The organism is Streptococcus sp. Marseille-Q4154 (assembly GCF_916700545.1).
Lineage (GTDB): Bacteria > Bacillota > Bacilli > Lactobacillales > Streptococcaceae > Streptococcus > Streptococcus infantis_I.
The window spans coordinates 575,160-601,245 of sequence record NZ_CAKAKN010000001.1 but is presented as its reverse complement, the minus strand read 5'-3'; the positions used below and the strand labels follow the sequence as shown (position 1 = coordinate 601,245).

The following is a 26,086-nucleotide window of genomic DNA, read 5'->3' as shown; positions in this document are numbered from 1 at the left end:
ATGGAGGTAAGAACATTGGCAAACATTAAATCAGCTATCAAACGCGCTGAATTGAACGTTAAACAAAACGAAAAGAACTCAGCTCAAAAATCAGCTATGCGTACTGCTATCAAAGCTTTTGAAGCAAACCCATCTGAAGAACTTTACCGTGCTGCTAGCTCAGCCATCGATAAAGCAGAAACTAAAGGTTTGATCCACAAGAATAAAGCTAACCGTGATAAAGCACGTCTTGCAGCTAAACTTGGTTAATCTTTAACTGGATACAAAATGAGCTCTTCGGAGCTTTTTTTGTACACATTTTTCTGGAGGTTATCATGAAAATTGCTATTATAGGATATTCAGGCTCAGGTAAATCTACTCTGGCAGAAAAACTTTCCAACTACTACTCCATTCCTAAACTCCATATAGACCGATTGCAATTTCAGCCTGGGTGGCAAGATAGCGATCGTGATTGGATGTTAAAGGAGATGAAGACTTTCCTTTCTAAACATGAGGATTGGGTTATCGACGGCAACTATAGCTGGTGTTGCTATGAGGAAAGAATGGTGCAAGCTGATCAGATTATCTTTTTAAACTTCTCAGCATGGAATTGTTTAGCAAGAGCCTTTAAACGCTATCTAAGATACAGAGGAAAAGTTAGAGAAAGTATGGCAGACGGTTGTCCTGAACGTTTTGACTGGGAGTTTATCCGCTGGATTCTTTGGGATGGACGAACGAAAAATGCTAAAGATAGATACCAATACTTAAACAAAACATACCCTAAGAAGATGCGCATTCTCCATTCTCAAGCAGAGATTGATTATTTCTTACAATCTCTTCAAAATAGATGATAGAGCAACATTTCATTAAGGTCACAGTATGGACTGAATGACTAAAAAAGGAAGATTTTCATCTAGAAAGTCTTCCTTTTGTGTTCTCTTTTAGTCAGCAATCAATGTTTCCAAACCAACCTTCATCATATCAGTGAAGGTGTTTTGACGTTCTTCTGCTGTAGTGTCCTCTTCTGGATTAACCAAGCTATCAGAAATCGTCATAATAGCTAAAGCATCGACATGGTGTTGAGCAGCAAGATAGTAAAGAGCTGCTGCTTCCATTTCGACAGCCTTCACTCCCCATTTACCAAGCTCGATGTTCTTTTCACCATAGTTTGAATAGAAAACGTCTGATGACAAGACATTTCCAACGTGAGTAGTCATACCAAGGCCTTTGGCAATGTGGTAAGCCTTGTCTAGCAAGTCAAAACTTGCAATTTGTGGGAAATCGTATTGAGGCCAATCGTTGCGGATGATGTTTGAGTTGGTTGCAGCTGCTTGAGCCAAGACCAATTCACGGACGTGAACATCCTCATTCAAAGATCCAGCCGTTCCCACACGGATCAATTTCTTCACACCGTAGTCGACAATTAATTCACGCGCATAGATGGAGATGGATGGCATCCCCATACCTGTTCCCATGACAGAAACACGGTGACCCTTATAGGTACCCGTGTAACCAAACATGTTACGAACTTCGTTAAAGCAAACAGCATCTTCAAGAAAATTCTCAGCGATAAATTTCGCACGAAGAGGATCCCCAGGAAGAAGAATTTTATCAGCAATTTCACCCTGCTTAGCAGCAATATGGATAGACATAATTAAGATATAAAGGGCGACAGAGAACAAAGTAAAAATAGGAAACTGACGACGCATCGCAGATGCTAGACAGTTTTTCTTTTTTACACAGTTCTCCACCCGTATTCAGTTCAGCGAATACGGTTAACCCTTCCTTTCTGTGTGTATTTTGTTCAGAAAAGCTTTCCGCTTGTGTTCAAATCTGAACACATGCTCTACCTTTCTTTATTAAATGATATTGATTATAAATTTAAAATATACTTTGGATTAGAAAAACTAGAGTATTCTTATTAATTTTCTTTTATCCTTGTCTTTGGTCGTAAGTATTTCTCCCAAGGGATTCGGTCCAGCATTTTAGCAAAACTAAATGCCAAGTAAGCAGTCACCAAAAGAAAAGGTATAGCCTCTAATGATTGACCAGTGAAGCCCATTACCAATCCAGTTGCAGACAAGGGAGCCTTCAAGGTCACTGCTAAAAAGCAAACCGAACCTAATAGTAAGACTACTGGCTGGTTGCCACTACCTAAAATCATGGTCAAGAGTGCAGCTCCTGCCATCCCCAAGGCAAAAGATGGGGTCAAGGTACCGCCATAGGCACCTGCCCAAAGGGTAACTAAAACGACCAAGGCTTTCAAGACAAATAAGAGGATTACCATCTTGGCATTACTGCCATTTAAAATTTCCTGAGCCATCATACGCCCATTACCAAGTAGATGAGGCAAATGGCTAGCCAATCCAACAAGGAAAAGGAATGTTACAGGCAGAGTATAGAGTATCCGCTTGTCCTTTATTCTCTTTGAAGAAACTTGTTTGTTGAAGCGACTAAAAAGCCAAGCGAGTGGAGTCAGGAAAAGAACTAATAGGGGAACAAGCCACATATCACCTAGTGGCCAAGTCATGGCTGGAATCTGGTAGAGAGCATGATCTGAAACAACAAAGCCTGCTGTAAAGGCTGATACATATGTAGTCAGACCGACCAGGAAAAAACGTTTGACAGATAAAGCAATTCCCAAGGTTTCAAAAACGAAAAACACACTCGTTAACGGAACCTGATAGACAGCTGCTAAACCCGCACCAGCTCCACAGGCAATGAGAAAGATTTGGTCCTTCACGGATAGAGAGAAAATATTGGCAATAGGTCTTGCAAATAAAGCTCCAATCTCCCGCGGCGCAGCTTCCTTACCGATAGGCGCTCCTCCCCCAACTGCAACAATCTGCCAAATTGAATGAACTAGCTGTTTTAAAAAATGAAGTTTGTATTGTGATGTTTCATCTTTCATCTGCGCTTTGATGGAAAAAATCTTTGCTTTTCTTTGCAAGAAATACCAGACCAAGGCAGAACTGACACCCACGATGATTAAACTGAAGCCTATTCGTGATGAGGCAACCCCATCTGTCAAGAATCCAGTGTTATGTTCTGACTGACCAAAAGCAATCCCTTCAACCAGCTCTAAAAGATAATGGAGCAAAATTCCGAATATACCTGTAACTAGCCCTAGCATGATAACCGCTAGGACTAATTTGAGGTTATATGGGATCTTCTGAAGACTCCTCCTCAACTCATGTACCATGATTATAATTCAGCAAGAATCGCTTTCAGCAATCCTTTGAAGTCGCCTTTGACGCGTTCTGTCACTTCCACTACTTCTTCGTGGTTGAGTTCTTCTTGGAAACCAGCAGCATGGTTAGTGATACATGAAATTCCTAGAACTTTCAAGCCTGAGTGGGCTGCCACAATAACTTCAGGAACAGTTGACATACCGACAGCATCTGCACCAAGAGTCTTATAGGCACGGATTTCAGCTGGAGTTTCATAAGTTGGACCTGTCACACCGATATAAACCCCATCATCCAGTTTAATGCCCAATTTGTCTGCTACTTGATGAGCAGTCTCACGGTATTCTGGAGTGTAAGCTTTCGACATATCAGGGAAACGTGGACCAAAGTCATCCAAGTTTTCACCAATCAATGGGTTTTGACCAGTCATATTGATGTGGTCAGTAATAGCCATCAAGGTACCAGGACCGAAGCCGATACCTCCAGCAGCGTTGGTTACAAGCACTCCTTCACATCCCAAAACTTTCATGACACGAACTGGGAAAGTCACCACTTCAAGAGGATTTCCTTCGTAGAAGTGGAAACGACCTTGAAGAGCCAAGACTTTACGTCCAGCAAGATCACCATAAACCAATTTACCAGCATGTCCGACTACTGTGGATTGACCCCAGTTTGGAATATCAGAGTAGTCTACTACGACTGCATTTTCGATTTCTTCAGCCAATTCTCCAAGACCTGAACCAAGGATCAAACCGAACTCAGGAGCTTCGATTCCTTTGCCCTTCAAAAATACTGCTGTTTCATTGATTTTATTTAATAATGTCATTAGGTATCTCCTTCTTTATGTTTTAAAAATTGACCAATTTTGTCAAAGGTATTAGCGTTACGAATGGTAATATTGCCATAGAAAGGCATCTTAAGCAAGTGCTTGTGATAAGCTGTTTTAGAGTAGCTAGCTTCTGACAATTTACCCCAGAAGATCCCTAATTTCCCAAAATGAAGCACTTCATCGACCAGTTCCAAACTGTTCACTTTCTTGATGACTTGATCCACATCCAAGCCCTCGGTGTAAAAGAGCACATCTTTTCGAGCCATCTCATGATTCCACCAATCAGGAAGATTTCTAAGCTCCTTTTCATAGTCTTCAAGACTCAGCAAGGAAAAACTCTGAATAAATGGATAGCGTCTTTCAAAGAAAGCCTGTAAATTCTCTATTAATTTAGTTCTAGGCACAATGCTATTAAAGAAAATATTGCCACTATTGATGTAGGTTTCTACATTTTCTAATCCTAACTCCGTCAATTCTTGACGCAATTGAGCCATGACCACCTTGTTCTTTCCACCGACATTAATTCCTCTAACTAGTAGTGCGTAGCGAATCATCTTAAACTAATTTATCTAAGAAACTTTCACCAATCATGGCAGTTTCAACGCCAAAGTTATCCGCAATTGTTGCTGAGATGTCGGCAAAGTGTCCGACTGGAATCAAGCCGCTACCTTTGAAGGATGGACTGTATGCCAAAAGTGGAATATATTCACGCGTATGGTCTGTACCAGCATAGGTTGGGTCATTTCCGTGGTCAGCAGTAATCAAAAGAAGATCGTCTTCTCTCATTGCTGCCATGATTTCTGGCAAGCGCTCATCAAACTCATGCAAACAATCACGATAGCCGTGCGCATTGCGACGGTGTCCGTAAAGAGTATCAAAGTCTACCAAGTTGGTAAATGAGAAGCCTTCTTGGAACTCAGGAAGTCCCATGGTCTTAATCAAGGTATCTATACCGTGGCTATTTGATTTGTTATGGCCCATATCGTGGTTGATACCAGCACCGTTGAAGATATCGTTGATCTTACCAACTGCATATGTATCAATACCTGCTTCATTCAATTTGTCCAAAACAGTTGGGGCAAATGGAGATACAGCCAAGTCACGACGGTTAGCCGTACGAGTGAAGTTTCCAGGCTCACCAACATAAGGACGAGCAATGATACGTCCTAGAAGAGCTGGGCGCTCAAGGGTAATTGAACGAGCGTACTCACAAATACGATAGAGTTCATCCAAAGGAATAACGTCTTCGTGGGCAGCAATCTGCAAAACAGGGTCAGCTGATGTATAGATAATCAACTCGCCAGTTTCCATTTGGCGTGGTCCAAAGTCATCGATGACAGCTGTTCCTGAGTATGGTTTGTTGGCTTCACGAATAACCTTACGTCCTGAAAATTCTTCGATTTTAGTAAGGATTTCCTCTGGGAATCCATTCCAGAAAGTATCGAAAGGTTCAGTGATATTAAGTCCCATGATTTCCCAGTGACCAGTCATGGTATCTTTACCTAGAGATACCTCTTCAAGCTTAGTCGCATAACCTGTTGGATTGCTCTCAGCTGGAACTGTCTTCAATGGTGTTTCGCGAGGAATGTTCCCAAGACCAAGTTTTGCCATATTTGGAACATTCAAACCTACTGATTTTGAGATGTGTCCAAGCGTGTCTGATGCACCATCAGGAACACCAGCGTTGACAAAGTTATGAGCATCTGGTGCTGCACCGATTCCTACAGAATCTAGTACCACCAAGTGAATACGATTAAATTTTGGCATAGTGTGTCTCCTTTATATTTTGATTATTTTGCTTTTGTTGAAGTTAAAATCTGAACGCCCTCTTGTCCAGCAACGATGACCTTATCCACCATTTGGTTAAACAAGCCATGCTCGACGACACCAACGACATGATCCAATTCTTGTCCAAGAGCAATTGGGTCTTCAATCACTTCCAAGGCTAAATCGATGATAAAGTTTTGCATATCCGTCACAAAGCGTTGGCCATCTTTTTCACGAAAGCTCGGTTTATAGCCAGCTCGTTCAAATCGACGGAAGACCTGTTCGGCACCATATTGAACAACCTCTACTGGTAATTTAAAGGCACCAAGTTTCTCTACTAGCTTACTTTCATCAACTACCCAGATATATTCTTTAGATGGAGTTGCGACAACCTTTTCCATGAGAAGGGCCCCACCACCGCCTTTGATGCCGTTAAACTGACCGTCTACTTCATCTGCACCATCAACTGTCAGGTCTACAAAGTCTACTTGATCAATAGACTTAAGAGGAATATTGAGTCCTTCTGCCTGCTTGCTGGTCACACTAGAAGTCGTTACAGCTGTAATCTGTAAGCCCTCTTCCTTGATACGACGACCTATTTCTTCTACGAAATAGTAGGCAGTTGAGCCTGTTCCAAGCCCGACAAGCATACCATCTTTGACGAACTCGGCAGCTTTAATCCCTGCCATCTTTTTCAGATTTTCCACTTATACACCTCCAAATAGAGCTACTTCTATTATATCATGAATACGCTTCAAATTCATCCTTGCACTAGAAAAACCCGAACATTTTATGTCGGGTTTTGTGAATTTTATTTAACCATATCAGGATCGTAATCGTAGAAACCAGTATCCAAGAAACGATTTTTAGGATGGAGCTTGCGAACTTCTTCATCAAGCAAGAAGGCCTGGTCATGTGTAAAGTTACCCTCTTGAATCAAATTACGCGCTTGGATAAAGAGTTTTGCAATTTCTACAAAGTTTTGGCCTGGAGTGTAGAGACCTTCAAGCTTCCAATGAGTGAAACCATGTTCAACCAATTCAGTTAACTTGGTCATCAAATCAAGGTCATTGTTAGCAAAGATATGAGTCCCATGATTGTCTTCAAAAATAGAATAATGGCTCTCTGGATCACTTGGCTCAGCCAAGAACAAGTCACGTTGACGAGATTTTTCATCATCAATCTGTGTGAAATTATAGTAGTTTTGCAAGAGTGGACGCTTGGAATGGTGGATGACACTAGCACCGTATACCAAGAGCTCAGCAGGAATTTCTAAAATTTCAGGCATTTTGAAAAGTTCTGCAGATGGGATTTCACGCGCCAAAACTGCTTCTGACGCTCCTGCTTTTTGTCCCCAGAAGTTAATCTGACGACTGCTTGTGACCATGGTTGATGCGTCATAGATGGTTTTAAAAGAATAGCCATCACGGTTGACCACATAAAATACCCCTGCATCTCCAACAGTAATGTAGTCCGTCTTGATTTCCTCTAAAAAGTCCAAGAATGGCTTAATGCGGTCCATCATATCTTGGTGCATGAGGGCATTGACCGCAACGATTAATTCCTTCCCTGCATCATGAACGATATTTGCGATTTCACGCAATTCTTCATGACTAAAGGTAGTCGGCAAACGAAGTCCGAAATCTTTTTCACCAACATAAATACGGTCGACACCAGCTTCAAGCAGCTGTTTCACTTGTTCAATACTTTCAGCAGTCGCTGTAATAATAATCTTTTCCATAGACAAAATTATACCATATTTCTAAAAAATCAGCTATATAGAAAAGTGAGTCTTATGATGCGAAATTTCAAAAAAGTGAACTGCATCAAAGGCAGTTCACTTTTTCGTATTATACTTGTGTCTTTTCAACAAGTCGTCCGTCATTCATCACATAAATACGGTCAACCTTATCTAGTAAGCGAGTATCATGTGTAATCATGACAACTCCCCTGCCTTGCTCATGGGCAATTGAAGCCAGCATATCTGTAACCTGGTAAGCACGTTGTGTATCCAAGCTGGCTGTTGGCTCATCTGCAAGTACAATACTCGGATTATTGTATAGGGCTCTAGCAATTGCGGCTCGTTGGCGTTCTCCACCTGAGAGAGCTTTGGGATAGTGGTTTTGAACCTTGTCCAAATCCAACAAACTGAACAACTCTTGTCGGTCACTTTTTATAGATTTCTTTTTATCCAAACGGTCAATTAAATCTAATTGCTCCTTAACCGTTAAAAAGGGAATCAGATTTGAAGCCTGGAGGATAAAACCAAATTCACTAAAGCGCAAATCCGTTTTTTCTTTTTCAGATAAATGCCCAGTCTCTTTTCCCTTTACTAGAATCTTTCCACTTGAAGCTTCCTGAAGTTGTCCTAGAGTTGTTAAAAAAGTAGTTTTCCCTGAACCGGAAGGTCCCACAATCGCTACAAACTCCCCAGCGTTTAGCTGAAAATTGGTCTCATGGAGAGCTGTAACTTTCATATTGCCTTCGCCATAAGTTTTTGTCACCTGAATCATCTCAATTAATGTCGTCATATCATTCTCCTTATCATTCTGCGATCGCTGTAATTGGATCTACTTTAAGTAGACGCGGAAGCGAAATGACGCCACCTAGTAGTGCCATCAAGCAAATGACCAGGCTTAGCATAAAGTATGCCAACCAACTAGGGTAGAAAAAGAAGGTTGCAGGTAAGACTAAAATGACAGCCCAAATGGCTAATAAAGCCAATCCTATACCCAAACCAGATAGAAGAAAAATCTGACAGAAAAGGGACCATACGATAGATTTTATCTGAATCCCTTGCGCTCGCATAATGCCATAGAGGCCTAATTTTTGAATGGTAATGATGTAGATAAAAATGCCTACAATCAGACCTGTAATGACAATCATAGCCAGAATCATTCCTGAGAATACATTGACCTGAGGGGTATAGCCAGGAATTTTCGAAATCATTTTTTTAATAGAAATCTGCTTCAAGCCATCGCCAGTCACTTCTACATCATTTTGCAATACCAATGCAGAGATAGAGCGATTAGCTTTTGTTGTTCCTTGTAAATTCCAATAGGTTGTTAGGCTCGTAAAAACAACAGGTTCTGTGAAAAATTTATTTCCTTTTGTCAAACCTACAATCTTAAAACTTGTCTCACTTCCGTTGAGTTGAATTGCGTCCCCAAGTTTGATGCCGTAATTTTCAAAAGACTGATCCACAACAACTTCTTGGTCATTTTCTGGGTAACGCCCTTCAATCAAGGACGGAGAGATAAAACTGTCCCACTCTTGACCGAAAATAGAGACATTCATCTTGTCACTACTATCGACAAGGTTTGTCACGGCAAACATGTAGCTTAGAGGAACAGCATCCCCAGACACTTTATCTTTGTAGTCTTTTTCTGGTATAAAGGATGCAGTCAAATTATCATTTGCATAATCGGATAGCACAACTCCTGTTGCTTGCCAATTATCAATAGCAGCCCTGTTATTTCGAACAAGCCCGAGAGCCAAACTGGTCATAAAAAAGACCATAAAAGCAATGAGAAAAATAGTTGTTAGAATTAAACTGTAACGCAGTTTATTCTGTAAAATTTCTTTGATAGCAAGATACATGCCAATCTCCTTTAAGTATTCTGTTGTCGAGGGAACAAATCTCCTCTTTACCATAGCACTAAAGATAGAAAACTATCTCGACATGAACAACTAGAATCAATTTAAAAGAATCCTGTCCTTACTTCAAAATTGAATTTATTTGCATCTGTGTATGATTTTTATTCGTTTTAACCATCAAATTTCCCCTCGTTGAAATAAGAGAAAAATAATAAAGTTTAAACGGTTTACTCATCCTATCATTTTCCCATCAGCATGTCAAGAAAACCGAAATTGGCATTGATAACAGATTTTATGCAATTTGTAACAATCCTGTAATAATTCTCTCTTTAAAAAATGATAAAATAGTAATGTACTGTTAAGGAGAGAAATATGCCCGCAAGAAAACTACACCCGTATGAGTTAGAACAAGAAAGTATAAAAACTACTCAGTTTCAAGATTATATCCCAGAAAATACTTCTGTTGCTAGTGTAAAGGAAGTCCTATTTTTTGTAAACATTGCTTGCTTCTGTGTCTTTTTAGCTATCTTTAGCTTTATGTTCTTATCGCTTAAATTGAACACTGTTTTATCATTTGCTTTGGCTATCGGCCTCAGTCTTGTAGCTTTACAATTTCAGCGCACTTTTATCAAGAAAAAATTCAAATAAAAACCTTCGATGAATCGAAGGTTTTTTTATTTATTCTTTCGTTTTGATGGTGTTGTGATAGCTATCTTGACTTCAAAAATTGTTCCGTTAGGTTTGTTATCTTTCACACTGATAGAGCCTTTTAAGGCATAGACGATCTGCTTAGCTAAAGACAAGCCTAAACCGAAACCACCCTTTTGCCGTGTACGTGCCTTATCAACACGATAAAAACGATCAAAGATTTTCTTTTTATCGGCTGCAGAAATACCGATCCCATTATCAGCTACCGTTAGATAAAGGCTTCGTTCTTTCGTTGAAATCTCAAAATATATATCTCCTTCTTCTTCTGTATACTTGACCGCATTGTCAAACAGAATGGTCATCAATTGCTTGAGGAGGAGTTTATCCGTGATAATGGTGCGATGAACACGATTTTGAAAACGAAAAACACGATTATTCTCGGACGCAATCATCTCATAGTTAGTAAAGGTTGTATTAAAGAAGTCTGGCTCTACCTCTCCAAACTCAGGCTTGATTCCATCATCTCTACGTGCCAGATTGAGAAGGTTAGTCGTTAGAAACTTCATATTTCGAACTTCTTCCAAACTAGAAGCGATGCTCTCACTTGACTCCATAATAGTCGCCTCTGGTTTTCTAAAAAGAGTTTCCAGACGGTTCTGAAGAACTGCCAACGGAGTCCGTAATTCATGACTGGCATTTTCCACAAAGCTTTTCTGCTTTTGCATACTTTCAAGTAAGGGTTTAACACTGACACGTGCAAGATAGAGACTGGCTAAGATAGATAGAATCCAAAAACTTGCCATCACCACCACGATTAACTGCTCGTGGTTTTGACTAATTTGCTCTAGTTGGCTTGTGTTAATCAGGATAGCAGCATACTTAATATTAGTCGAAACAGAATCAATATTCATTTCCGTTAAGACCACCCGATAAATCTCATCCTGGCCGTAGCTATTCACAACATGAAGCTGTCGGATATGGTTTAAATCCTTTTTATTGAACGTTATTCTGTCTAATCCCAAAAAGCGATTGCCAGTCACTAATTGATTCAAATTTGAATCTAGCAAAATCACTTCAGTATTGGAACTCACATTTGGTTTTTTATCAGATGCTGAAGCGACACTGCCACTATCTAAATCCTTAACATCTTCAGTTGCACGATTGACCGCCAATTGAATGATGTCCTGAGGATTGTTGCTGAGAGATAGCAGTTTCTCATCCACTGATGTGTAGAGACTGGAGTGCATAACCTGCAAGATAATCAAGGTCATGGCAGAGAAAATTAGGGTGAAAACACCAAAATTACGGATAAAGTAGCTAAAATCTTCTGCGTACCAATTCTTTTTTAATTTCTTAAACATGTTTTAAAATATACCCAACACTACGCAAAGTTTGGAGATTTTCAGCAAAGGCTGAACCTTTCAATTTCTTACGAACTTTTGATACATAAACTTCTACAACGGAAATGGTTGTGTCACTGTCAAATCCCCATAAACGGTCAAAGATTTGGGTTTTTGGTAAGATGACATTTTGGTTTTGGAGGAAATAGACCAAGAGTTCAAATTCTTTACCAAGTAGCTCAACAGAGGCATCTTGAACCTTAACTTCATTCGTAGATAGATTGACTGTCAAATCACCGTACGTTAAGGTATTTTCGTTAAATTTCCCTGAGCGTTTGAGGAGGGCCTGAATACGCATCTTGAGTTCTTCTAGATAAAATGGTTTGGTTAGATAATCATCTGCTCCCAGCTCAAACCCATGTCCTTTGTCATCGAGACTTTCCTTGGCTGTCATGATGAGAACAGGAGTCGAAACACCTTTTTCACGTAGTTCTTTCAAGACTTGGAAACCATTTTTTTCAGGTAACATCAAATCAAGGAGAATCAAATCATAGACGCCACTTTCAGCCTCGTAGAGACCTTCTTCGCCATCAAATACCTGCATAACATCTGCAAAATCATCCAAAAAATCAAAGACTGAATTTGACAGGCCTAGGTCATCTTCCACTAATAGAATTTTAATCATCAAAAATTCCTCCTTATTATATCCATTATAGCAAAAATATCTTAAAAAAAACTCAACTTTCCTTGTTTTTCTAAGAGAAAGTTGAGTTTTTATATACTATTTAGTCAAGAAGTTTTTAAGCCTTGCCATATTGTGCAACAACTGCTTCAACCGCTGCTTTTTCACGTTTAATCAATTCAACGCGCGCTGCGATATCCTTGATACCCATGCTGATATTACGGCTAAGGGCAAGATCAGAAAGTTGTGGTTCAAAGAAGGCCTTATACTCTGCCAAACGTTGTTCTGTTTTAAAGATGTGTGATGGGAAGATAACAAAGCTATCAAAGCTCATATCTCCACCAAGGGCTGCCTTGATCCAATCCCAGTTTTCACGAGCCCAAACCCAAACAGTTTCTTGGGTAGCTTGGTGTCCAAGGAATTGGAGGTACCATGCTGAAAGGTCTTGTGGTTTCACGACAAATTTGTCCTTCCAAGTTGCAAGAAGAGTTTGGATGTTTTCTGCATCTGTACTGTATGCAAGCGCAGCTGCTAATTGACGTTTGAAAACGGCATCTGTTGCATGAGTGTATAGGTCTAGATAAGTTGCAACCAAGTTCTTAGTCTCATTGTGTTTGATCTCATTGATAAGGACTTGAGCACGAATGGCTGCTGGAAGTCCTGCAAGATTTTCTTTATGGGCTGCAAAGATTTGACTTGCTACCTGACTAGCTTTCTCATCATTTGAACGAATCATCATAGAAATGGTCAATTGACGAACCAATTCATCCTCATCTGATTCTCCGTCTTTAGCTTCAAAACCAAGTCGTTCATAGTTGTGACGGGCCAATTTAGCAACCAGAGTGTTAAAGGCTTTCTCAGCTTCTGTTCCTTCATCGATAAAGCGCTCAAGGGCACCAATAACCTGAGAAACTGCAGCAACAACCAGGTAAGACTCTTCCTTAGCAAGTTTATCAAGTACTGGCAACAAGTCTGCATATGATACATGTCCTGCTTCAGCAAGCAAACGACGTTCTTGGACGATTTGAAGCTTACTTGTGTTATCAAGTTCAACTAATTCTGAAAGGATAGCATCCAGTAATTCACCTTGATAGTCAGTAATGTAGTGGGCAGTGTTTTCAGTGTTGAGACGAAGCGCTGTTTTGTTTTCAGCAAGAAGGGCTGCATAACCTGGAATTTCGATGCTTTCAGTTTCGAGTGTATCTGGCAAACCTTTCCAGTTACTGTTAAGGGGTACTACCCAGAGACGGTTCTTGTCTTCATGCTCACCGATGAAGAATTGTTTTTGTGAGATCTTCAAGACATCATTTTCAACTGTAGCAGTCAAAACTGGATAACCAGGTTGCTCCAACCAAGAATCCATAAAGGCTGCTACATCACGGCCTGATGCTTGACCAAGGGCATTCCAAAGGTCACGACCAATAGTGTTTCCGTATTGGTGTTTTTCAAAGTAAGCATGCAAACCTTTAGCAAAATCAGCATCTCCTAACCAACGACGAAGCATGTGCATGAGACGGCTTCCTTTGGCATAAACGATAGCAGAGTCAAAGAGAGTATTAATTTCATCTGGGTGTTTGACTTCGACGTGAACAGACTGAACACCATCAGTCGCATCACGTTTAAGTGCGGCTGGCACTCCACTTGTTTGGAAATCTTCAAAGATATTCCAACTTGGCTCAATGGCATCCACACAGACGTACTCCATCATATTGGCGAAGCTTTCGTTGAGCCAGAGGTCATCCCACCATTTCATAGTAACAAGGTTACCGAACCATTGGTGAGCAAGCTCGTGGGCAATGACGAGGGCTACTTGTTGACGGCTGGCAAAGGTAGAGTTCTCATCCACAACCAAGTAGACTTCACGGTAGGTCACGAGACCCCAGTTTTCCATAGCACCTGCTGAGAAGTCAGGAAGGGCGATGTGAAGAGATTGAGGGATTGGGTACTTGACTCCGTAGTAGTCTTCGTAAAATTCGATAGAACGAACAGCGATGTCTAGTGAGAAATCAAGGTTTGAAAGTGGATGGGCCTTGGTTGAGTATACACCTACCAAGGTACCGTTTTTAGTTGTAGCAGTTACCCCCTGCAAATCACCAGCTACGAAAGCTAGCAAGTAAGAGGACATACGAGGTGTAGTTTCAAACTTCCAGATGCCAGTTTCTTTGCGATTTTCAACGTCAATCTCAGGCATGTTTGACAAGGCAAGTTCGCCTTCTGCTTGGTCAAAACGAAGAGCTAGGTCAAAGGTTGCTTTCGCTTCTGGCTCATCCACACATGGGAAGGCTTCACGGGCAAAGTGGCTTTCAAACTGCGTAGACAAAACTTCTTTCTTGACACCATCAACTGTGTAGTATGATGGATAGATTCCTGTCATGTTGTCTGTGATTTTACCTGAAAAAGCAATAACCAATTCAACTGAACCTGCTTCTGCAAGTTCGATATGAAGGGCTTCATTTTCGTTATCAACTGTAAATGGACGAGCTTGACCTGCTACTTCAACTGAAGCAATTTCCAAGTCTTTTTGGTGAAGGGAAATACGGTCACTTTTAGCTTGACCAGTAATGGTTACTTTTCCTGAAAACGTCTTGGTCTCACGACTCAAGTCTAAAAATAAATCATAATGTTCAGGAACAAATGTTTCGATATAATGTTCTACTGCTTGCATCATATTCTCCTATTCTAAATTTCTGAGCATATGCTCTAGTTCAAACATACCTATTTTATCATATTTTAAGTCAGAAAAAAGCTTTGAAAGTTCATTTATATAATTATTGTCTTTTTTAACCAAAATAATAAGAAAATATTTTTGTTAACACCTAGAATTTCTATATTTTAAGCCTGTTTTGGTATTTTGTCAAAAAAAGTCAAAAGACTCCAAAATTTATAGGAAATTCGCACCTATTTCGTTGACTAATGCATACGTTAGTGCTAAAATTAGTGTGTTTGGTATATTAATACTTAATCTATGACAATCATTATGTTTTTTTAATATATTGCACTTCTATTATTAGTTTTCTTCAGAAGTGAATCCAATATTTAAAAAATTCATTGGTTATTTTTTAAATATTGGATTCACGTCCATGAAATAAACTAGCAGAAAATCCCTTTTACGTTAAAAAGTCACTCTAAATGTAAATTAGTTAATAACATACGGAGTCTTAAAACTATTGCATTAATTTATCTTCAATGGAGCTGGAGTAAACTGCAATAAAGAAAGGATTTTTCGTCAGAATAGGACTGTCAATTTTATTAAATGATATCAATCAACATTTTGGGTGTTATTACCAAACAAGAAGATTTTATGGAAGAAAGGAATGGAGGAACAAGTGAAAACTTTCTATAAAAAATTATTCGCGTTTGTAGCAATGTTCAGTGTAGTTGCTCTTGGTTTGTCAATCATCAAGCCAGTTTCTGCAGCAACTGTCACTCCCACTATTACAAACCTTAAAGCAGATACATCTGGTCAAAAGGTCACATTTTCTTTTGACTGGGATTTAACAAGTAAATCTGTTAAAGAAGGAGATACTTTTACCATCGACGCTCCCGAAGGTTTAAATATCACAGAACTCGCAACGCAATCACTTCAAGCCAACGGTGCTGAAGTAGCTACCTTGTCAATGACAAACAAGAAGATTACTTTTACTTTTAAAAAAGCAATCGAAGCCATGAACCAAAATGTTAAGGGTGGATTCCAATACCGAGCAGTGTGGGATAGCACTCCAGGAAATCCTGGAAACAAGACCGCCACTTCTAAAGTCGGTTCAGAATCTGTCATCATTACACGCCCTGATGGACCTGGCGTATTTGAATCAGTCTTGAATAAATACAACCTTACAGGTGACTATGTATCTAAGACATTCAAATTGGATGTTTCTGAAAACTATGCTTGGATGAATGTTGGAGATGACTACTATCTAACAAAATGGTTTATCCGTATCAATGGAGATGGTAAAAAACAAGCCATCACAAACCCTGTTGTATCAGATAAAATCCAAGCTCCAGCCGTCGATTACTCAAAAATCACTTTTGCTCCTGCTGCAAACCACGCTGCAAATGAATTCTTTGTAGGAACTTACTTGAAACCATCCTTCACTTTAAGAAAAGGTGGACAAGTGGTTGCTTCAGGATGGGATTTCTGGAAACATGTTAAATTCGATGCAGACGGAAATGGATTTACCGTTAATTTATCAGACGTAAGTGATGTTTTCAAAACAGCTACGGACGAAGAATTAATCGTTGAATACCAAACATTAATTCCTAAAACAACCATCCGTGTTGACAACAATGCAACCTTGACAGCTGATGAAATCACAACACCTCAAACTGATCCAGCTTTCTGGAACAATAATGAGTTGAAATTCTGGGTATCTGGTGATACAACTGTGACCGTTCAGAAAGAGTGGGTTGGTGACGAAGAATCTGACCGTAAAGATATCACTGTTCAATTGTATGCTGACGGCCAAGCCTTAGAAGGGTTGACACAAACTCTTACAAAAGCTTCTGGTTGGAAAGCAGAATTTACTAAATTACCAGGTATCAAAGACGGTAAGAAGATTGAGTACTCAGTAGTGGAAACAAATACACCTGAAGGTTACACTTCTAAGGTTGAAAAAATTGATGATGCAAACGTGATTAAGGTCGTCAACACATCAAACAAACCAACTACAACAACTACTGAGGCTCCTACAACTACTGCAGTCCCAACAACTACTGAAGCCCCAACAACTACTGAAGCCCCAACAACTACTGAGGCTCCTACAACTACTGAAGCCCCAACAACTACTGAAGCCCCAACAACTACTGAAGCCCCAACAACTACTGAAGCTTCAACAACTACTGAGGCTCCTACAACTACTGAGGCTCCTACAACTACTGCAGCTTCAACAACTACTGAGGCTCCTACAACTACTGCAGCTTCAACAACTACTGAGGCTCCTACAACTACTGCAGCTTCAACAACTACTGAGGCTCCTACAACTACTGCAGCTTCAACAACTACTGAGGCTCCTACAACTACTGCAGCTTCAACAACTACTGAGGCTCCTACAACTACTGAGGCTCCTAAGTCTACTGAAGCTCCTACAACTACTACAACTACTACAACTACTACAACTACTACAACTGTAGCTCCTTCAGAAGACACAACTACTACAACGACTACTACAACACCAGAACCAACTACACCGCCTTACCCATATGTTCCAAATAATGGAAACGGTGGTGGTGACGGTGGCACTACAACAACTACAACAACCACTACTACTGAAGAACCAGGTCGTCCAGGAAACGGAGATGGAGATGGTGCTGGTAGAACAACTACAACTCCAGAACCAGGTCGTTCAACTACAACAGAAGAAGGACCAACTCTTCCATTTACTGGTGAAGCTACAAGCCTAGTACTTGTATTGGCAGGTGTGGTAATCTTGTCAGGTACTGTAATCATGAAACGCAAATTTTCTAAATAATATTAGATAATTTTCTATAAAAAAGAGAGAGCAACGCTCTCTCTTTTTTATAGAAAAATAATCAACCAATGTAGAAGTGACTGAATAGGGATTCAAAAGATAAACATCTTTGAAATACTTTATCCACAACTTCACTTGATAGATTGAAAAAAGCCCTGGACAATGATTCCCAAAACTTTCTTCCTTATAGCAGGCTACAGAGGGTAAACCTTGCGAAATTCTTCTAAAACAACCTTACTTTCGGGTGTGAAAGTCAGACCAGCTTCCTCCAGCCACTCCGTGAAAAACTCCTCATGAACCTGACGCCAGTAGGCTAAGGATTTATCGCCTTCACCTTCCTTGTAGGCATGGTCGGCTGACACTTGATAGAAAGGCTGAACAGAAACCTTTGTAATTTCGACAATGCAGACAGCCTGGTCTTGGCTGTCTAAAATAATATCAAAGGTCCCTTCTTGTGGAAGAGGTTCGTCCTCTAATGCGTAGAGATCGTAAGCTGAGGCTGTTGCTGTTTTTTTGCCTCTTAGAACCAAATCAGCCAAGAGATCTGCCTCTACTCCAAAAGCCCAGGCGTCTATCTCATCACCGATAGAGGGATTGATTTTCTTGTATGCATTCCACATTTCTTGCGGTGTCATGAGTTCTCCTTTGTATTTTTTTACTTTCTTCTTTTACACGTTTGAGATGATCTGGATAGTCAATATCTAAATTAAAAATCTCCGGAATAGAACTGTAGTGGATAATGCACTCAATCCCCATCTGATTCATTTTTTGTATGAAAGAAGGATTCAGATAGCCTGCTACAGCGAAATCTATCTTTTTCATCCTTGCTTTATCCTGCATCTGTCTCAGCATTTCTAACATAATGGGACTTTCCATATCATGCCATTGACTGTTTCTTACAGTCGCAAAAATAAATGAAGTCAAATCATTCATTCCCACTACAATCTTTGAAATGCCAGTTTCCAGTATCCTGTCCAAGTCAAAATAAGCTGAAGGCAATTCAATCATTGTGCCAACTTTTCCAGTAAAACCATGCTGACGTAACAATGTAATAGCTCGTTTTAATTGGTCGGCATCATTAACAAAAGAAAAAATAACAGACAAATTGGGATTATTTTGATAAACATCTGTAACGACATTTGCCTCAGCCTGAAATTCATCTGGACACGCCAACAAACGCCTGATACCTCTGTATCCAAATAAGGGGTGGCGTTCGTCAAAATACTCTTTAGTCCCGTCTAGACTATTTGCTTCTGCATTTGTTAACTCTGAAAAGCGATACCAAACTTCTTCATATGAGTACAAATGACAAATAGTGTCTAGATAATCTTTCACAAATTGCTGACAATTTGGTAATAGTATGTTTTGATTGAGCTCTCTTAGCAAGTATTCCCCACGAATCAAGCCGACGTGGTGCAATAAATGTGGATAAACTTTTTCATCAATTCTTTCGCCACTAAAAGCCAGTTGATTTTGCATGTTTTACCTTCCAATTCTTATAGCTTATCAGTTCTAATTCTGGAAATCCTAGTAACTCTGCCTTCACCTTCAATACTAAGGGTGAGGCATTTTCTTCGGTCAACTGCTCAAGAGGAAGCCAAATGGCATTTGCTGAATCATTACTTCCATCAAGAACTTCATGAGGTAGGAATTTTTGAGAGCCTTCGAAATCGAGTACGATATCATAAAAGGCCATAATATGGTGTACTGCGAAGTCTTGCCCTTCTTCATGAACCAGCACATCATAAATCCTAGGATTTGAATACTGACTAAGCATATAACCCGTCTCTTCCAGAACTTCTCTCTTGAGGGTTTCAGTCAGTCCCTCCCCTACTTCCTGGCTACCACCTGGTAGGTCAAAACGATGCTGATAGGGGCCTCTTGTTTTTTCAATACAGAGCAGTTTTCCCTCTTGAAGACAGACTCCGTATACCCCAAAGTGATTTTTGATTTCCATCAGATTCTCCTACTTCAAGCTCCAGCCACCATCAATAGTCAAGATTTGTCCTTGCATGGTGCTTGCCTTTCCGCTTGCTAAAAAGAGGCTGACTTCTGCCACTTCCTCTGGCTCAATCCAGCGTTTGATAGGTGTTTCACTTGCTACCCAGTCTGCCAGACCACCTGGCTCAAAGTCAGCTGCTGTCATACCAGTCTTAACTGCACCAGGAGCAATGCCAAAGACCTGAATCCCAGCTTCAGCATAGTCTAAAGCCAACTGCTTGGTAAAGCCTGCCAAGGCATGTTTGGACGAGGTATAGGCGTGACCACCCCCGCCTGCTAGACTTGAAGCAATGGAACACATATTGATGATGATCCCTTTTTTATTCTCCAGCATTTGTGTTAAATAATGGCGAGTTAACTCCACAGGTGTCACATAGTTGATTTCAAAAATTTCTTGGATTTCTTGAGCTGTTTGTTCTAGTATAGGTTTGTAGTCATCCAAAACCCCAGCTGTGTTACACAAAATATCCACCTGAGGGCACCAGTCAAAAATTGGTTCCAAGTCAAGCGTTAAATCACGTTGTAAAAAGTGAAAGTCGCCTTGTAAGTCAGGCTTTTCACCCTGATCCACTCCGAAAACCTGATAACCTTTTTCTAAAAAGAGTCGAGCCTGTGCTAGGCCAATCCCTGAGCTAACACCCGTAATGAGTACACGTTTAGTCATGGACTTCCACCCAGTCTGTTGCTAGGACATCACAAGGGGTTGGACTCCACATAGAAAAACCTTCCCCTTCTCCAGATACGTTGATGAGGAAATAAGGTGTCACTTCAAGGGCAAACCCGTTTTGCTCGATAGTATCAAAGAGCTGGACATAGTTTTCAGCCCCACCCCAGCCAGTACGGACGTATTTCTTTTTAGCCTTTAGCCCCGGCAAGATTTCTTCAAATGTCATGATATTCTCCTTTATAGTTTTCTTGTTTTATTATAACAAAAAACCGTTTTTCAACGGCTTTTTGACAATTATTTTTCATGATTTCTTAAGTCTTAGTAGATTACCACTGCAAACCCGCTTCTCTGATTTCCTTTTTAGAGGCATATTTCCCATTTGGTCGATGCCATCTTCCTTTTCTATCTCTAAAGTAACCACCTGAATTACTGCTTTGTGATTCTTCTGCTGGGGCTTCAGTTTCCTGCTGTGTCTGTTCTTCTTTAGCCTTCTCTTCTGCCTCTTTTTTAGCTTTTTCTTGTGCTTCTTTTTCTTCAGCCTCTTTCTTAGCCTTTTCCTCGGCTGCTTTAACTTCAGCAGCGCGTTCTTCAGCTGATTTGACCGTATTTTTTGCAGTACCATCAGCATAATTTATTTCAGCATTTTCTGAAACATTATCCAAGGCGACATGGGTTACAGAATACTTATCAATTTTTTCCTTGCTACTACCTAATTTAATTTCAAGCAATTTTCCATCCTGATCAATTCCTACATACTGTAAGATAATCTGTCTTGGAATCAATTCATTATCCTTATAGACTGCTGTTACCTTATAATCTAGATAATAGTTTGGATGATTTGCAAGCCATGAATCTAGACCATTTTCATAATAAAGCATGCTACTTTGATTTTTGTCATCTGTTCCAGTAAAGGCCCCTGTATTTAACCAGGCTGTCATAGGAACTAGATTACGACCTTCATCGTTTAGTCCGCTAAATTGATAACCAACTAAATGACCTCGATTCATTAGCCAGGCTTCCTTTGTTCCATCACCATAATAAAATTTATAGTTATGCCAACCAACTGGATCAAAGGTTAATTTAGCTTCTCTCTTTTCTTTAGGCTCATCACTATCTTTCAGCTGAATATGGGCATAAGTTGCGCGAGATTTGGAATCCAGTTCTCCAAGTTCAAGCTGCTTTTCGTTTCTAAAAGTAAGTAAACCAGCATTCTTGTACAACTTTGTATTATCCTGCGTAGTCACTACAGTCGTTACAGGTTCAGTTACTTTCGCCTCTTCCTTATGTTTCGAGCAACCAACTGATGTCAGCAGCGAGAGAAAAACAACAGAAGTCAAAACTATTCTTTTCATTTCAAATGCCCCTATTTTATTAAAATATTTATTATATTGTTATTTTATAAAATTCTACCATATATAGTTTGCTTTTTCAAACAATTATATAAATTTTTAAAACAAAAAGAGAGAGATAGAACCTCGCTCTTGAATGGATTACGTTTTAATTTCTATGGCAAATCATTTCCTGCTGCTAGGTATATCTCATACCATTCTTTTCGAGTTAGATTAACATTACTTGCTTGGCTGGCTTCTATCAAATGTTTAGGGTTAGTTGTTCCCACTACTGCCTGCATCTTAGCTGGATAGCGTAACACCCAAGCGATAGCAATAGCCGATGGGCTCACACCGTATTTTAAGGCTAATCGATTTAGGACTTGGTTTAGTTGTTGAAACTTCTCATTGCCGACAAAATTCCCTTTGAAATATCCGAACTGCAAGACTGACCAGGCCTGAATAACCATGTCATTTAATTTGCAGTATTCAAAGACGCTACCATCACGCAAAGCTGCCTTGTCACCTTCCATATTGACATGGAAACCTGATTCAAATCCTGGCGTGAAAGCTGCGCTTAGTTGTAATTGATTGATAGATAAAGGTTGTTTGACCTCTTTCTTCAGTAATTCCATCATCATAGGATTTTGATTGGACACACCGAAGTCTCGAACTTTACCTGATTTGTGTAGAATTTCAAAGGCTTGGGCCACTTGATCAGCTTCCATCAAAGCATCTGGACGATGGAGAAGCAAGCTATCTAGATAATCAACCTGCAATCTTTTTAGAATCCCGTCTACTGATTCTAAAATATAATCTTTTGAAAAATCAAAATAGGTAAATTCTTCTATGCGAATGCCACACTTGGACTGGATCCACATCTTTTCTCGCAGGTCAGGACGATGCTTTAACACTTGACCCAGTAATTCTTCGCAACGACCTCCACCGTAGATATCTGCCAAGTCAAAGGCATTGATTCCTACAGATAGGGCTGTTTCAACCAACTCCTCAACCTCTTTAACCGACTTGTCACTGATTCGCATCATGCCTAGAACGATTTCGGACAATTCTCTTTTCTCTTGACCAAATGGAATATATTTCATGGCAATTTCCTCCGTTTTTCTTCATTATAAAGTAGAATGCCACTTTTATCAACTGATACCTTACAAAAGAAAAGAACCAGTTTAAACTGGTTCTTTTTAAATCTTAGCCAATCACACTTCCGTTTGGTACAGCTTGATCAACTGTTAGAAGGGTTAATTTTCCATCATGTTCAGCTGAGAGAATCATCCCTTGGCTGACATATTTTTTCATCATTTTACGTGGTTTGAGGTTGGCAACGATTTGTACTTTCTTACCGACCAATTCTTGTTCGTTTTGATAGTATTTTGCAATACCAGAAAGGATTTGACGGTCTTCACCATCTCCAGCATCCAAGCGGAATTGAAGCAACTTATCAGAACCTTCTACTTTAGAAACTTCTTTTACTTCAGCAACACGAATTTCAACCTTGTCAAAGTCTTCAAACTTGATTTCTTCCTTGTTTAGTTTGAGTTCGACTTCATCTGGATTCCATTCTTTTTCGACTGCTGGCTTGTTGCCTTCCATTTGTTCCTTGATATAAGCGATTTCTTCTTCCATATCCAGACGTGGGAAGATTGGTGTTCCTTTGGCAACTACGGATACACCTGCAGGGAAATCAGCCAAGCTCAAGTTCTCAAGGCTAGAAACTTCTGCTAGACCAAGTTGTGTCAAGACTGCACGACTGGTTTCCATCATAAATGGCTCAATCAAGTGAGCTACGACACGAAGGCTAGCTGCCAAGTGACTCATCACACTTGCCAATTGGTCACGGTGAGCTTCATCCTTAGCCAGTACCCATGGAGCTGTCTCATCGATGTATTTATTAGTACGTGAGATAAGAGTCCAGACTGCTTCAAGTGCACGTGGATAGTCAACTGCTTCCATGTAGGTATTGTAGTCAGCAATTGATTGTTCTGCCACTTGAGCAAGTTCATTGTCAAAGTCTGTTACACCTTCTACATAGGCAGGGATTTGACCATCAAAGTACTTGTTAATCATTGAAACCGTACGGTTGAGGAGGTTTCCAAGGTCGTTTGCCAATTCATAGTTGATACGACCTACATAGTCCTCTGGAGTGAAGGTGCCATCTGAACCAACTGGAAGGCTACGCATGAGGTAGTAACGAAGTGGATCGAGACCATAGCGCTCTACCAACATTTCAGGATAAACGACATTCCCTTTAGACTTAGACATCTTGCCGTCTTTCATGACAAACCAACCGTGGGCAATCAAACGGTCAGGCAATTTAACATCCAACATCATAAGAAGGATTGGCCAGTAGATGGAGTGGAAACGAAGGATGTCTTTCCCAACCATATGGAAGACTGTTCCATTCCAGAACTTATCAAAGTTACCATGTTCATCTTGACCATAACCAAGAGCTGTCGCATAGTTAAGAAGTGCATCGATCCAAACGTAGACGACGTGTTTCGGATTTGATGGGACTGGTACACCCCAGGTAAAGGTTGTACGAGATACTGCTAAGTCTTCCAAACCTGGCTCAATGAAGTTACGCAACATTTCATTAAGGCGACCATCTGGAGTGATGAAGTCAGGATGTGATTTGAAAAATTCGACCAAGCGATCTTGGTATTTGCTGAGGCGAAGGAAATAAGACTCTTCTGAAACCCATTCAACCTCGTGACCTGATGGAGCGATACCACCCGTCACATTTCCATCTTCATCACGGAAAACTTCCGCAAGTTGGCTTTCTGTAAAGAATTCCTCATCGGATACTGAGTACCAGCCAGAGTATTCACCTAAGTAGATGTCATCTTGAGCTAGCAAGCGTTCAAAAACTTGTGCTACTACTTTTTCATGGTAGTCATCTGTGGTACGGATGAATTTATCGTATGAGATATCAAGCAATTTCCAGAGTTCTTTAACTCCAACTGCCATTCCGTCAACATAGGCTTGAGGCGTGATGCCAGCTTCTTCTGCTTTTTGTTGAATCTTTTGACCATGCTCATCAAGACCAGTCAGATAAAAGACATCGTAGCCCATCAGGCGTTTGTAACGTGCTAGGACATCACATGCGATAGTTGTGTAGGCAGAACCGATATGAAGTTTACCAGATGGATAGTAAATCGGTGTTGTAATATAAAAATTCTTTTCAGACATAATATTTCCTTTCCAGGCTAATGAAACCTGTTTTTCTAACACTTCATTATACCACATTTTTAGTGATTTTCGATAGAGAAATCCATACAAAAACAAGACAGACAAATGTCTATCTCGTTTTTTTATCTTTTAAATTATTCATAGCGAAGAGCTTCGATTGGATCAAGCTTAGAGGCTTTGTTGGCTGGTAGAACACCGAATATCATACCGATACTAGCTGAGACAGCTAAACTAAAGAGAGCGATTGGGATGGATACACCAACTTCGATTCCTGCAATCAAGTTTTGAAGAAGAACCCCTGCAAGCATAGTCACCCCTGCAGCAAGCAGTAGACCAACGAATCCACCTAATAAGGTTAAAATCATGGATTCAATCAAAAACTGAACTAGGATATTACCCCGAGTTGCTCCTAGTGCTTTCCGTAAACCAATCTCACGGGTACGCTCTGTCACAGAAACAAGCATAATGTTCATAACACCAGTACCACCAACAAAGAGGGAAATCCCTGCAATAGCACTAATAATCGTTGTTATGAAGCCAAAGAGTTGTTGAACTTCTTGGAAGGCAGCAGACGCATCTGCAACTTGATATTCCCCTTGTTGAAGACCTGCAATCTCTGTCATTCTTCTTGCCAACTCTGGACCCAAAGTCTGAGTCAAGCTCGTATCGTTAACACGGAAGACAATGTTTGAAATCTCGTCTGTGTTAAAATTAGCTGCCAAGGAAATATTGGTCGTGATTGGTAGTCCTCCAACACCAAATGCTTTGGCTGCCTTGGCTTCCTTACTTGCGTAAACACCAATAACACGGTAACTGATTTCATTTACTTCAACAATTTGGTTGAGGGCTTCTTTTGCAGAACCAAAAAGGCTATTGGCAAGCTCTTCATCTAAAATGATCACACTTGCAAAATCTTTATAATCTTGTGCTTTAAGTCCACGACCTGCAATAATTTCATTTTCGACCGCATCCATATAGGTGACATTCCCACCCGTCATGTTAGCGTGTTCGACCTTTTTATCCTTATAAGTCAAGGTCACATTGGCTGAGTTGGTTACATAGTAGCTGTCCACACCTTTTAGTTTGGCAGCTTCTTTAACCCAAGATTCTTGAGGTTTTGGTGGTTCAACAAAATCTTCTTGACCGCCAGACAAGGTCAGTGCAGATTGTCTTTGTGTAAAGGAACCGTCCTTACTCTTGGTAGGTGAGAAAAAGACATGAATGTCTTTCTGAGACTTGGTCATGTTTTTATTGACCTGACGAGACATGGAATCGCCCAAGGCCATGATCACGACAACTGAGGAAACACCGATGATAATACCAATCATGGTCAGGAAGGAACGCATCTTGTGGGCCATGATTGAAGAAAAGGCAAATTTCAGATTCTGCAT

At 40.2% G+C, this 26,086-nt stretch carries 25 protein-coding genes; 4 read left to right on the top strand and 21 right to left on the bottom strand.

What is annotated here, in order from left to right; all coding sequences use genetic code 11:
* Both rpsT and LG369_RS03030 read left to right on the top strand, forming a co-directional pair.
* Complete coding sequence (rpsT, locus tag LG369_RS03035; RefSeq protein WP_029689886.1) at nt 1–249, top strand: 30S ribosomal protein S20; 249 nt, start codon at nt 1–3, stop codon at nt 247–249.
* Nucleotides 250–314: 65 nt separating this feature from the next.
* The gene (locus LG369_RS03030; protein ID WP_225750194.1) at nt 315–830 is read left to right on the top strand and encodes a DNA topology modulation protein; all 516 of its coding nucleotides are present in this window, start codon (nt 315–317) and stop codon (nt 828–830) included.
* Between the two features lie 90 nt (nt 831–920).
* Here LG369_RS03030 and deoD read toward each other — a convergent pair whose 3' ends face one another.
* The 9 genes from deoD to LG369_RS02985 form a co-directional block, all read right to left on the bottom strand.
* Complete coding sequence (gene deoD / locus LG369_RS03025) at nt 921–1,631, bottom strand: purine-nucleoside phosphorylase (RefSeq protein ID WP_225750490.1); 711 nt, start codon at nt 1,629–1,631, stop codon at nt 921–923.
* A 269-nt stretch (nt 1,632–1,900) separates the two neighbouring features.
* The gene (locus LG369_RS03020) at nt 1,901–3,181 is read right to left on the bottom strand and encodes a chloride channel protein (protein WP_225750193.1); all 1,281 of its coding nucleotides are present in this window, start codon (nt 3,179–3,181) and stop codon (nt 1,901–1,903) included.
* A 2-nt stretch (nt 3,182–3,183) separates the two neighbouring features.
* Nucleotides 3,184–3,993, bottom strand: a complete 810-nt coding sequence (locus tag LG369_RS03015; protein WP_225750192.1) for a purine-nucleoside phosphorylase — start codon at nt 3,991–3,993, stop codon at nt 3,184–3,186.
* Entirely contained in the window at nt 3,993–4,550 is a 558-nt protein-coding gene (locus LG369_RS03010) for a DUF1697 domain-containing protein (RefSeq protein ID WP_225750191.1), read from the bottom strand. Before LG369_RS03010 ends, LG369_RS03015 begins: the two co-directional genes overlap by 1 nt.
* 1 nt (nt 4,551) lies before the next feature.
* Nucleotides 4,552–5,763, bottom strand: coding sequence for a phosphopentomutase (locus LG369_RS03005; protein WP_225750190.1), 1,212 nt, complete (start codon nt 5,761–5,763; stop codon nt 4,552–4,554).
* Between the two features lie 23 nt (nt 5,764–5,786).
* Nucleotides 5,787–6,470 carry a ribose-5-phosphate isomerase RpiA gene (gene rpiA / locus LG369_RS03000; protein ID WP_225750189.1) on the bottom strand — a complete coding sequence of 228 codons (684 nt, stop codon included), beginning with the start codon at nt 6,468–6,470 and terminating at the stop codon, nt 5,787–5,789.
* 104 nt (nt 6,471–6,574) lie between these two features.
* Entirely contained in the window at nt 6,575–7,504 is a 930-nt protein-coding gene (locus LG369_RS02995; protein WP_225750188.1) for a peptidase U32 family protein, read from the bottom strand.
* Nucleotides 7,505–7,613: 109 nt separating this feature from the next.
* Entirely contained in the window at nt 7,614–8,294 is a 681-nt protein-coding gene (locus tag LG369_RS02990; RefSeq protein ID WP_225750187.1) for an ABC transporter ATP-binding protein, read from the bottom strand.
* A 13-nt stretch (nt 8,295–8,307) separates the two neighbouring features.
* A complete protein-coding gene (locus LG369_RS02985; protein ID WP_225750186.1) occupies nt 8,308–9,363 on the bottom strand; it encodes an ABC transporter permease in 1,056 nt (351 codons plus the stop codon).
* 369 nt (nt 9,364–9,732) lie between these two features.
* Here LG369_RS02985 and LG369_RS02980 point away from each other — a divergent pair, with 369 nt between their 5' ends.
* A complete protein-coding gene (locus tag LG369_RS02980) occupies nt 9,733–10,008 on the top strand; it encodes a DUF3270 family protein (RefSeq protein ID WP_036754234.1) in 276 nt (91 codons plus the stop codon).
* Nucleotides 10,009–10,034: 26 nt separating this feature from the next.
* On the opposite strand, the gene LG369_RS02975 is transcribed toward LG369_RS02980, so the two are convergent.
* From LG369_RS02975 to LG369_RS02965, 3 genes are all read right to left on the bottom strand, one after another.
* On the bottom strand, nt 10,035–11,369 hold the full coding sequence (locus LG369_RS02975) for a sensor histidine kinase (protein ID WP_070677149.1): 1,335 nt from the start codon (nt 11,367–11,369) through the stop codon (nt 10,035–10,037).
* On the bottom strand, nt 11,362–12,033 hold the full coding sequence (locus LG369_RS02970; protein WP_004253103.1) for a response regulator transcription factor: 672 nt from the start codon (nt 12,031–12,033) through the stop codon (nt 11,362–11,364). The genes LG369_RS02975 and LG369_RS02970 overlap by 8 nt, the downstream gene beginning before the upstream one ends.
* Before the next feature lie 115 nt (nt 12,034–12,148).
* A complete protein-coding gene (locus LG369_RS02965) occupies nt 12,149–14,695 on the bottom strand; it encodes a M1 family metallopeptidase (protein WP_070677148.1) in 2,547 nt (848 codons plus the stop codon).
* Between the two features lie 649 nt (nt 14,696–15,344).
* Between LG369_RS02965 and LG369_RS02960 the strand changes: the two genes are divergently transcribed.
* Nucleotides 15,345–17,495, top strand: coding sequence for a Cna B-type domain-containing protein (locus tag LG369_RS02960; protein ID WP_225750185.1), 2,151 nt, complete (start codon nt 15,345–15,347; stop codon nt 17,493–17,495).
* Nucleotides 17,496–17,689: 194 nt separating this feature from the next.
* On the opposite strand, the gene LG369_RS02955 is transcribed toward LG369_RS02960, so the two are convergent.
* The 9 genes from LG369_RS02955 to LG369_RS02915 form a co-directional block, all read right to left on the bottom strand.
* On the bottom strand, nt 17,690–18,130 hold the full coding sequence (locus LG369_RS02955) for an ASCH domain-containing protein (RefSeq protein WP_070677477.1): 441 nt from the start codon (nt 18,128–18,130) through the stop codon (nt 17,690–17,692).
* The gene (locus tag LG369_RS02950) at nt 18,075–18,974 is read right to left on the bottom strand and encodes a putative PEP-binding protein (protein WP_070677479.1); all 900 of its coding nucleotides are present in this window, start codon (nt 18,972–18,974) and stop codon (nt 18,075–18,077) included. The genes LG369_RS02955 and LG369_RS02950 overlap by 56 nt, the downstream gene beginning before the upstream one ends.
* On the bottom strand, nt 18,952–19,452 hold the full coding sequence (locus LG369_RS02945) for an NUDIX hydrolase (RefSeq protein WP_070677481.1): 501 nt from the start codon (nt 19,450–19,452) through the stop codon (nt 18,952–18,954). The genes LG369_RS02950 and LG369_RS02945 overlap by 23 nt, the downstream gene beginning before the upstream one ends.
* 9 nt (nt 19,453–19,461) lie before the next feature.
* A complete protein-coding gene (locus LG369_RS02940; RefSeq protein ID WP_225750184.1) occupies nt 19,462–20,160 on the bottom strand; it encodes a 3-oxoacyl-ACP reductase in 699 nt (232 codons plus the stop codon).
* A complete protein-coding gene (locus tag LG369_RS02935) occupies nt 20,153–20,389 on the bottom strand; it encodes a DUF2829 domain-containing protein (protein ID WP_074324209.1) in 237 nt (78 codons plus the stop codon). Before LG369_RS02935 ends, LG369_RS02940 begins: the two co-directional genes overlap by 8 nt.
* Before the next feature lie 100 nt (nt 20,390–20,489).
* Nucleotides 20,490–21,515 (bottom strand): DNA/RNA non-specific endonuclease, encoded by a 1,026-nt coding sequence (locus LG369_RS02930; RefSeq protein ID WP_225750183.1) that lies wholly within the window; start codon nt 21,513–21,515, stop codon nt 20,490–20,492.
* 152 nt (nt 21,516–21,667) lie between these two features.
* The gene (locus LG369_RS02925) at nt 21,668–22,594 is read right to left on the bottom strand and encodes an aldo/keto reductase (protein WP_004253092.1); all 927 of its coding nucleotides are present in this window, start codon (nt 22,592–22,594) and stop codon (nt 21,668–21,670) included.
* 103 nt (nt 22,595–22,697) lie between these two features.
* Nucleotides 22,698–24,695, bottom strand: a complete 1,998-nt coding sequence (gene metG, locus LG369_RS02920) for a methionine--tRNA ligase (RefSeq protein ID WP_004253089.1) — start codon at nt 24,693–24,695, stop codon at nt 22,698–22,700.
* 134 nt (nt 24,696–24,829) lie between these two features.
* Entirely contained in the window at nt 24,830–26,086 is a 1,257-nt protein-coding gene (locus LG369_RS02915; RefSeq protein ID WP_225750182.1) for an ABC transporter permease, read from the bottom strand.

Excerpts from the sequence above, each read along its gene's own strand:
- LG369_RS02925 (WP_004253092.1), bottom strand. The coding sequence starts at position 22,594 with ATGAAATATATTCCATTTGGTCAAGAGAAAAGAGAATTGTCCGAAATC.
- LG369_RS02970 (WP_004253103.1), bottom strand. The coding sequence starts at position 12,033 with ATGATTAAAATTCTATTAGTGGAAGATGACCTAGGCCTGTCAAATTCA.
- LG369_RS03030 (WP_225750194.1), top strand. The coding sequence starts at position 315 with ATGAAAATTGCTATTATAGGATATTCAGGCTCAGGTAAATCTACTCTG.
- LG369_RS03015 (WP_225750192.1), bottom strand. The coding sequence starts at position 3,993 with ATGACATTATTAAATAAAATCAATGAAACAGCAGTATTTTTGAAGGGC.
- LG369_RS02975 (WP_070677149.1), bottom strand. The coding sequence starts at position 11,369 with ATGTTTAAGAAATTAAAAAAGAATTGGTACGCAGAAGATTTTAGCTAC.
- LG369_RS02995 (WP_225750188.1), bottom strand. The coding sequence starts at position 7,504 with ATGGAAAAGATTATTATTACAGCGACTGCTGAAAGTATTGAACAAGTG.
- LG369_RS03020 (WP_225750193.1), bottom strand. The coding sequence starts at position 3,181 with ATGGTACATGAGTTGAGGAGGAGTCTTCAGAAGATCCCATATAACCTC.
- LG369_RS02950 (WP_070677479.1), bottom strand. The coding sequence starts at position 18,974 with ATGCAAAATCAACTGGCTTTTAGTGGCGAAAGAATTGATGAAAAAGTT.
- LG369_RS02935 (WP_074324209.1), bottom strand. The coding sequence starts at position 20,389 with ATGACATTTGAAGAAATCTTGCCGGGGCTAAAGGCTAAAAAGAAATAC.
- LG369_RS02980 (WP_036754234.1), top strand. The coding sequence starts at position 9,733 with ATGCCCGCAAGAAAACTACACCCGTATGAGTTAGAACAAGAAAGTATA.
- LG369_RS03010 (WP_225750191.1), bottom strand. The coding sequence starts at position 4,550 with ATGATTCGCTACGCACTACTAGTTAGAGGAATTAATGTCGGTGGAAAG.
- LG369_RS02985 (WP_225750186.1), bottom strand. The coding sequence starts at position 9,363 with ATGTATCTTGCTATCAAAGAAATTTTACAGAATAAACTGCGTTACAGT.
- LG369_RS02945 (WP_070677481.1), bottom strand. The coding sequence starts at position 19,452 with ATGGAAATCAAAAATCACTTTGGGGTATACGGAGTCTGTCTTCAAGAG.
- LG369_RS02955 (WP_070677477.1), bottom strand. The coding sequence starts at position 18,130 with ATGACACCGCAAGAAATGTGGAATGCATACAAGAAAATCAATCCCTCT.
- LG369_RS02965 (WP_070677148.1), bottom strand. The coding sequence starts at position 14,695 with ATGCAAGCAGTAGAACATTATATCGAAACATTTGTTCCTGAACATTAT.
- LG369_RS02940 (WP_225750184.1), bottom strand. The coding sequence starts at position 20,160 with ATGACTAAACGTGTACTCATTACGGGTGTTAGCTCAGGGATTGGCCTA.
- LG369_RS02930 (WP_225750183.1), bottom strand. The coding sequence starts at position 21,515 with ATGAAAAGAATAGTTTTGACTTCTGTTGTTTTTCTCTCGCTGCTGACA.
- LG369_RS02960 (WP_225750185.1), top strand. The coding sequence starts at position 15,345 with ATGGAGGAACAAGTGAAAACTTTCTATAAAAAATTATTCGCGTTTGTA.
- LG369_RS02915 (WP_225750182.1), bottom strand. The coding sequence starts at position 26,086 with ATGCAGAATCTGAAATTTGCCTTTTCTTCAATCATGGCCCACAAGATG.
- deoD (WP_225750490.1), bottom strand. The coding sequence starts at position 1,631 with ATGTCTATCCATATTGCTGCTAAGCAGGGTGAAATTGCTGATAAAATT.
- LG369_RS03005 (WP_225750190.1), bottom strand. The coding sequence starts at position 5,763 with ATGCCAAAATTTAATCGTATTCACTTGGTGGTACTAGATTCTGTAGGA.
- metG (WP_004253089.1), bottom strand. The coding sequence starts at position 24,695 with ATGTCTGAAAAGAATTTTTATATTACAACACCGATTTACTATCCATCT.
- rpsT (WP_029689886.1), top strand. The coding sequence starts at position 1 with ATGGAGGTAAGAACATTGGCAAACATTAAATCAGCTATCAAACGCGCT.
- LG369_RS02990 (WP_225750187.1), bottom strand. The coding sequence starts at position 8,294 with ATGACGACATTAATTGAGATGATTCAGGTGACAAAAACTTATGGCGAA.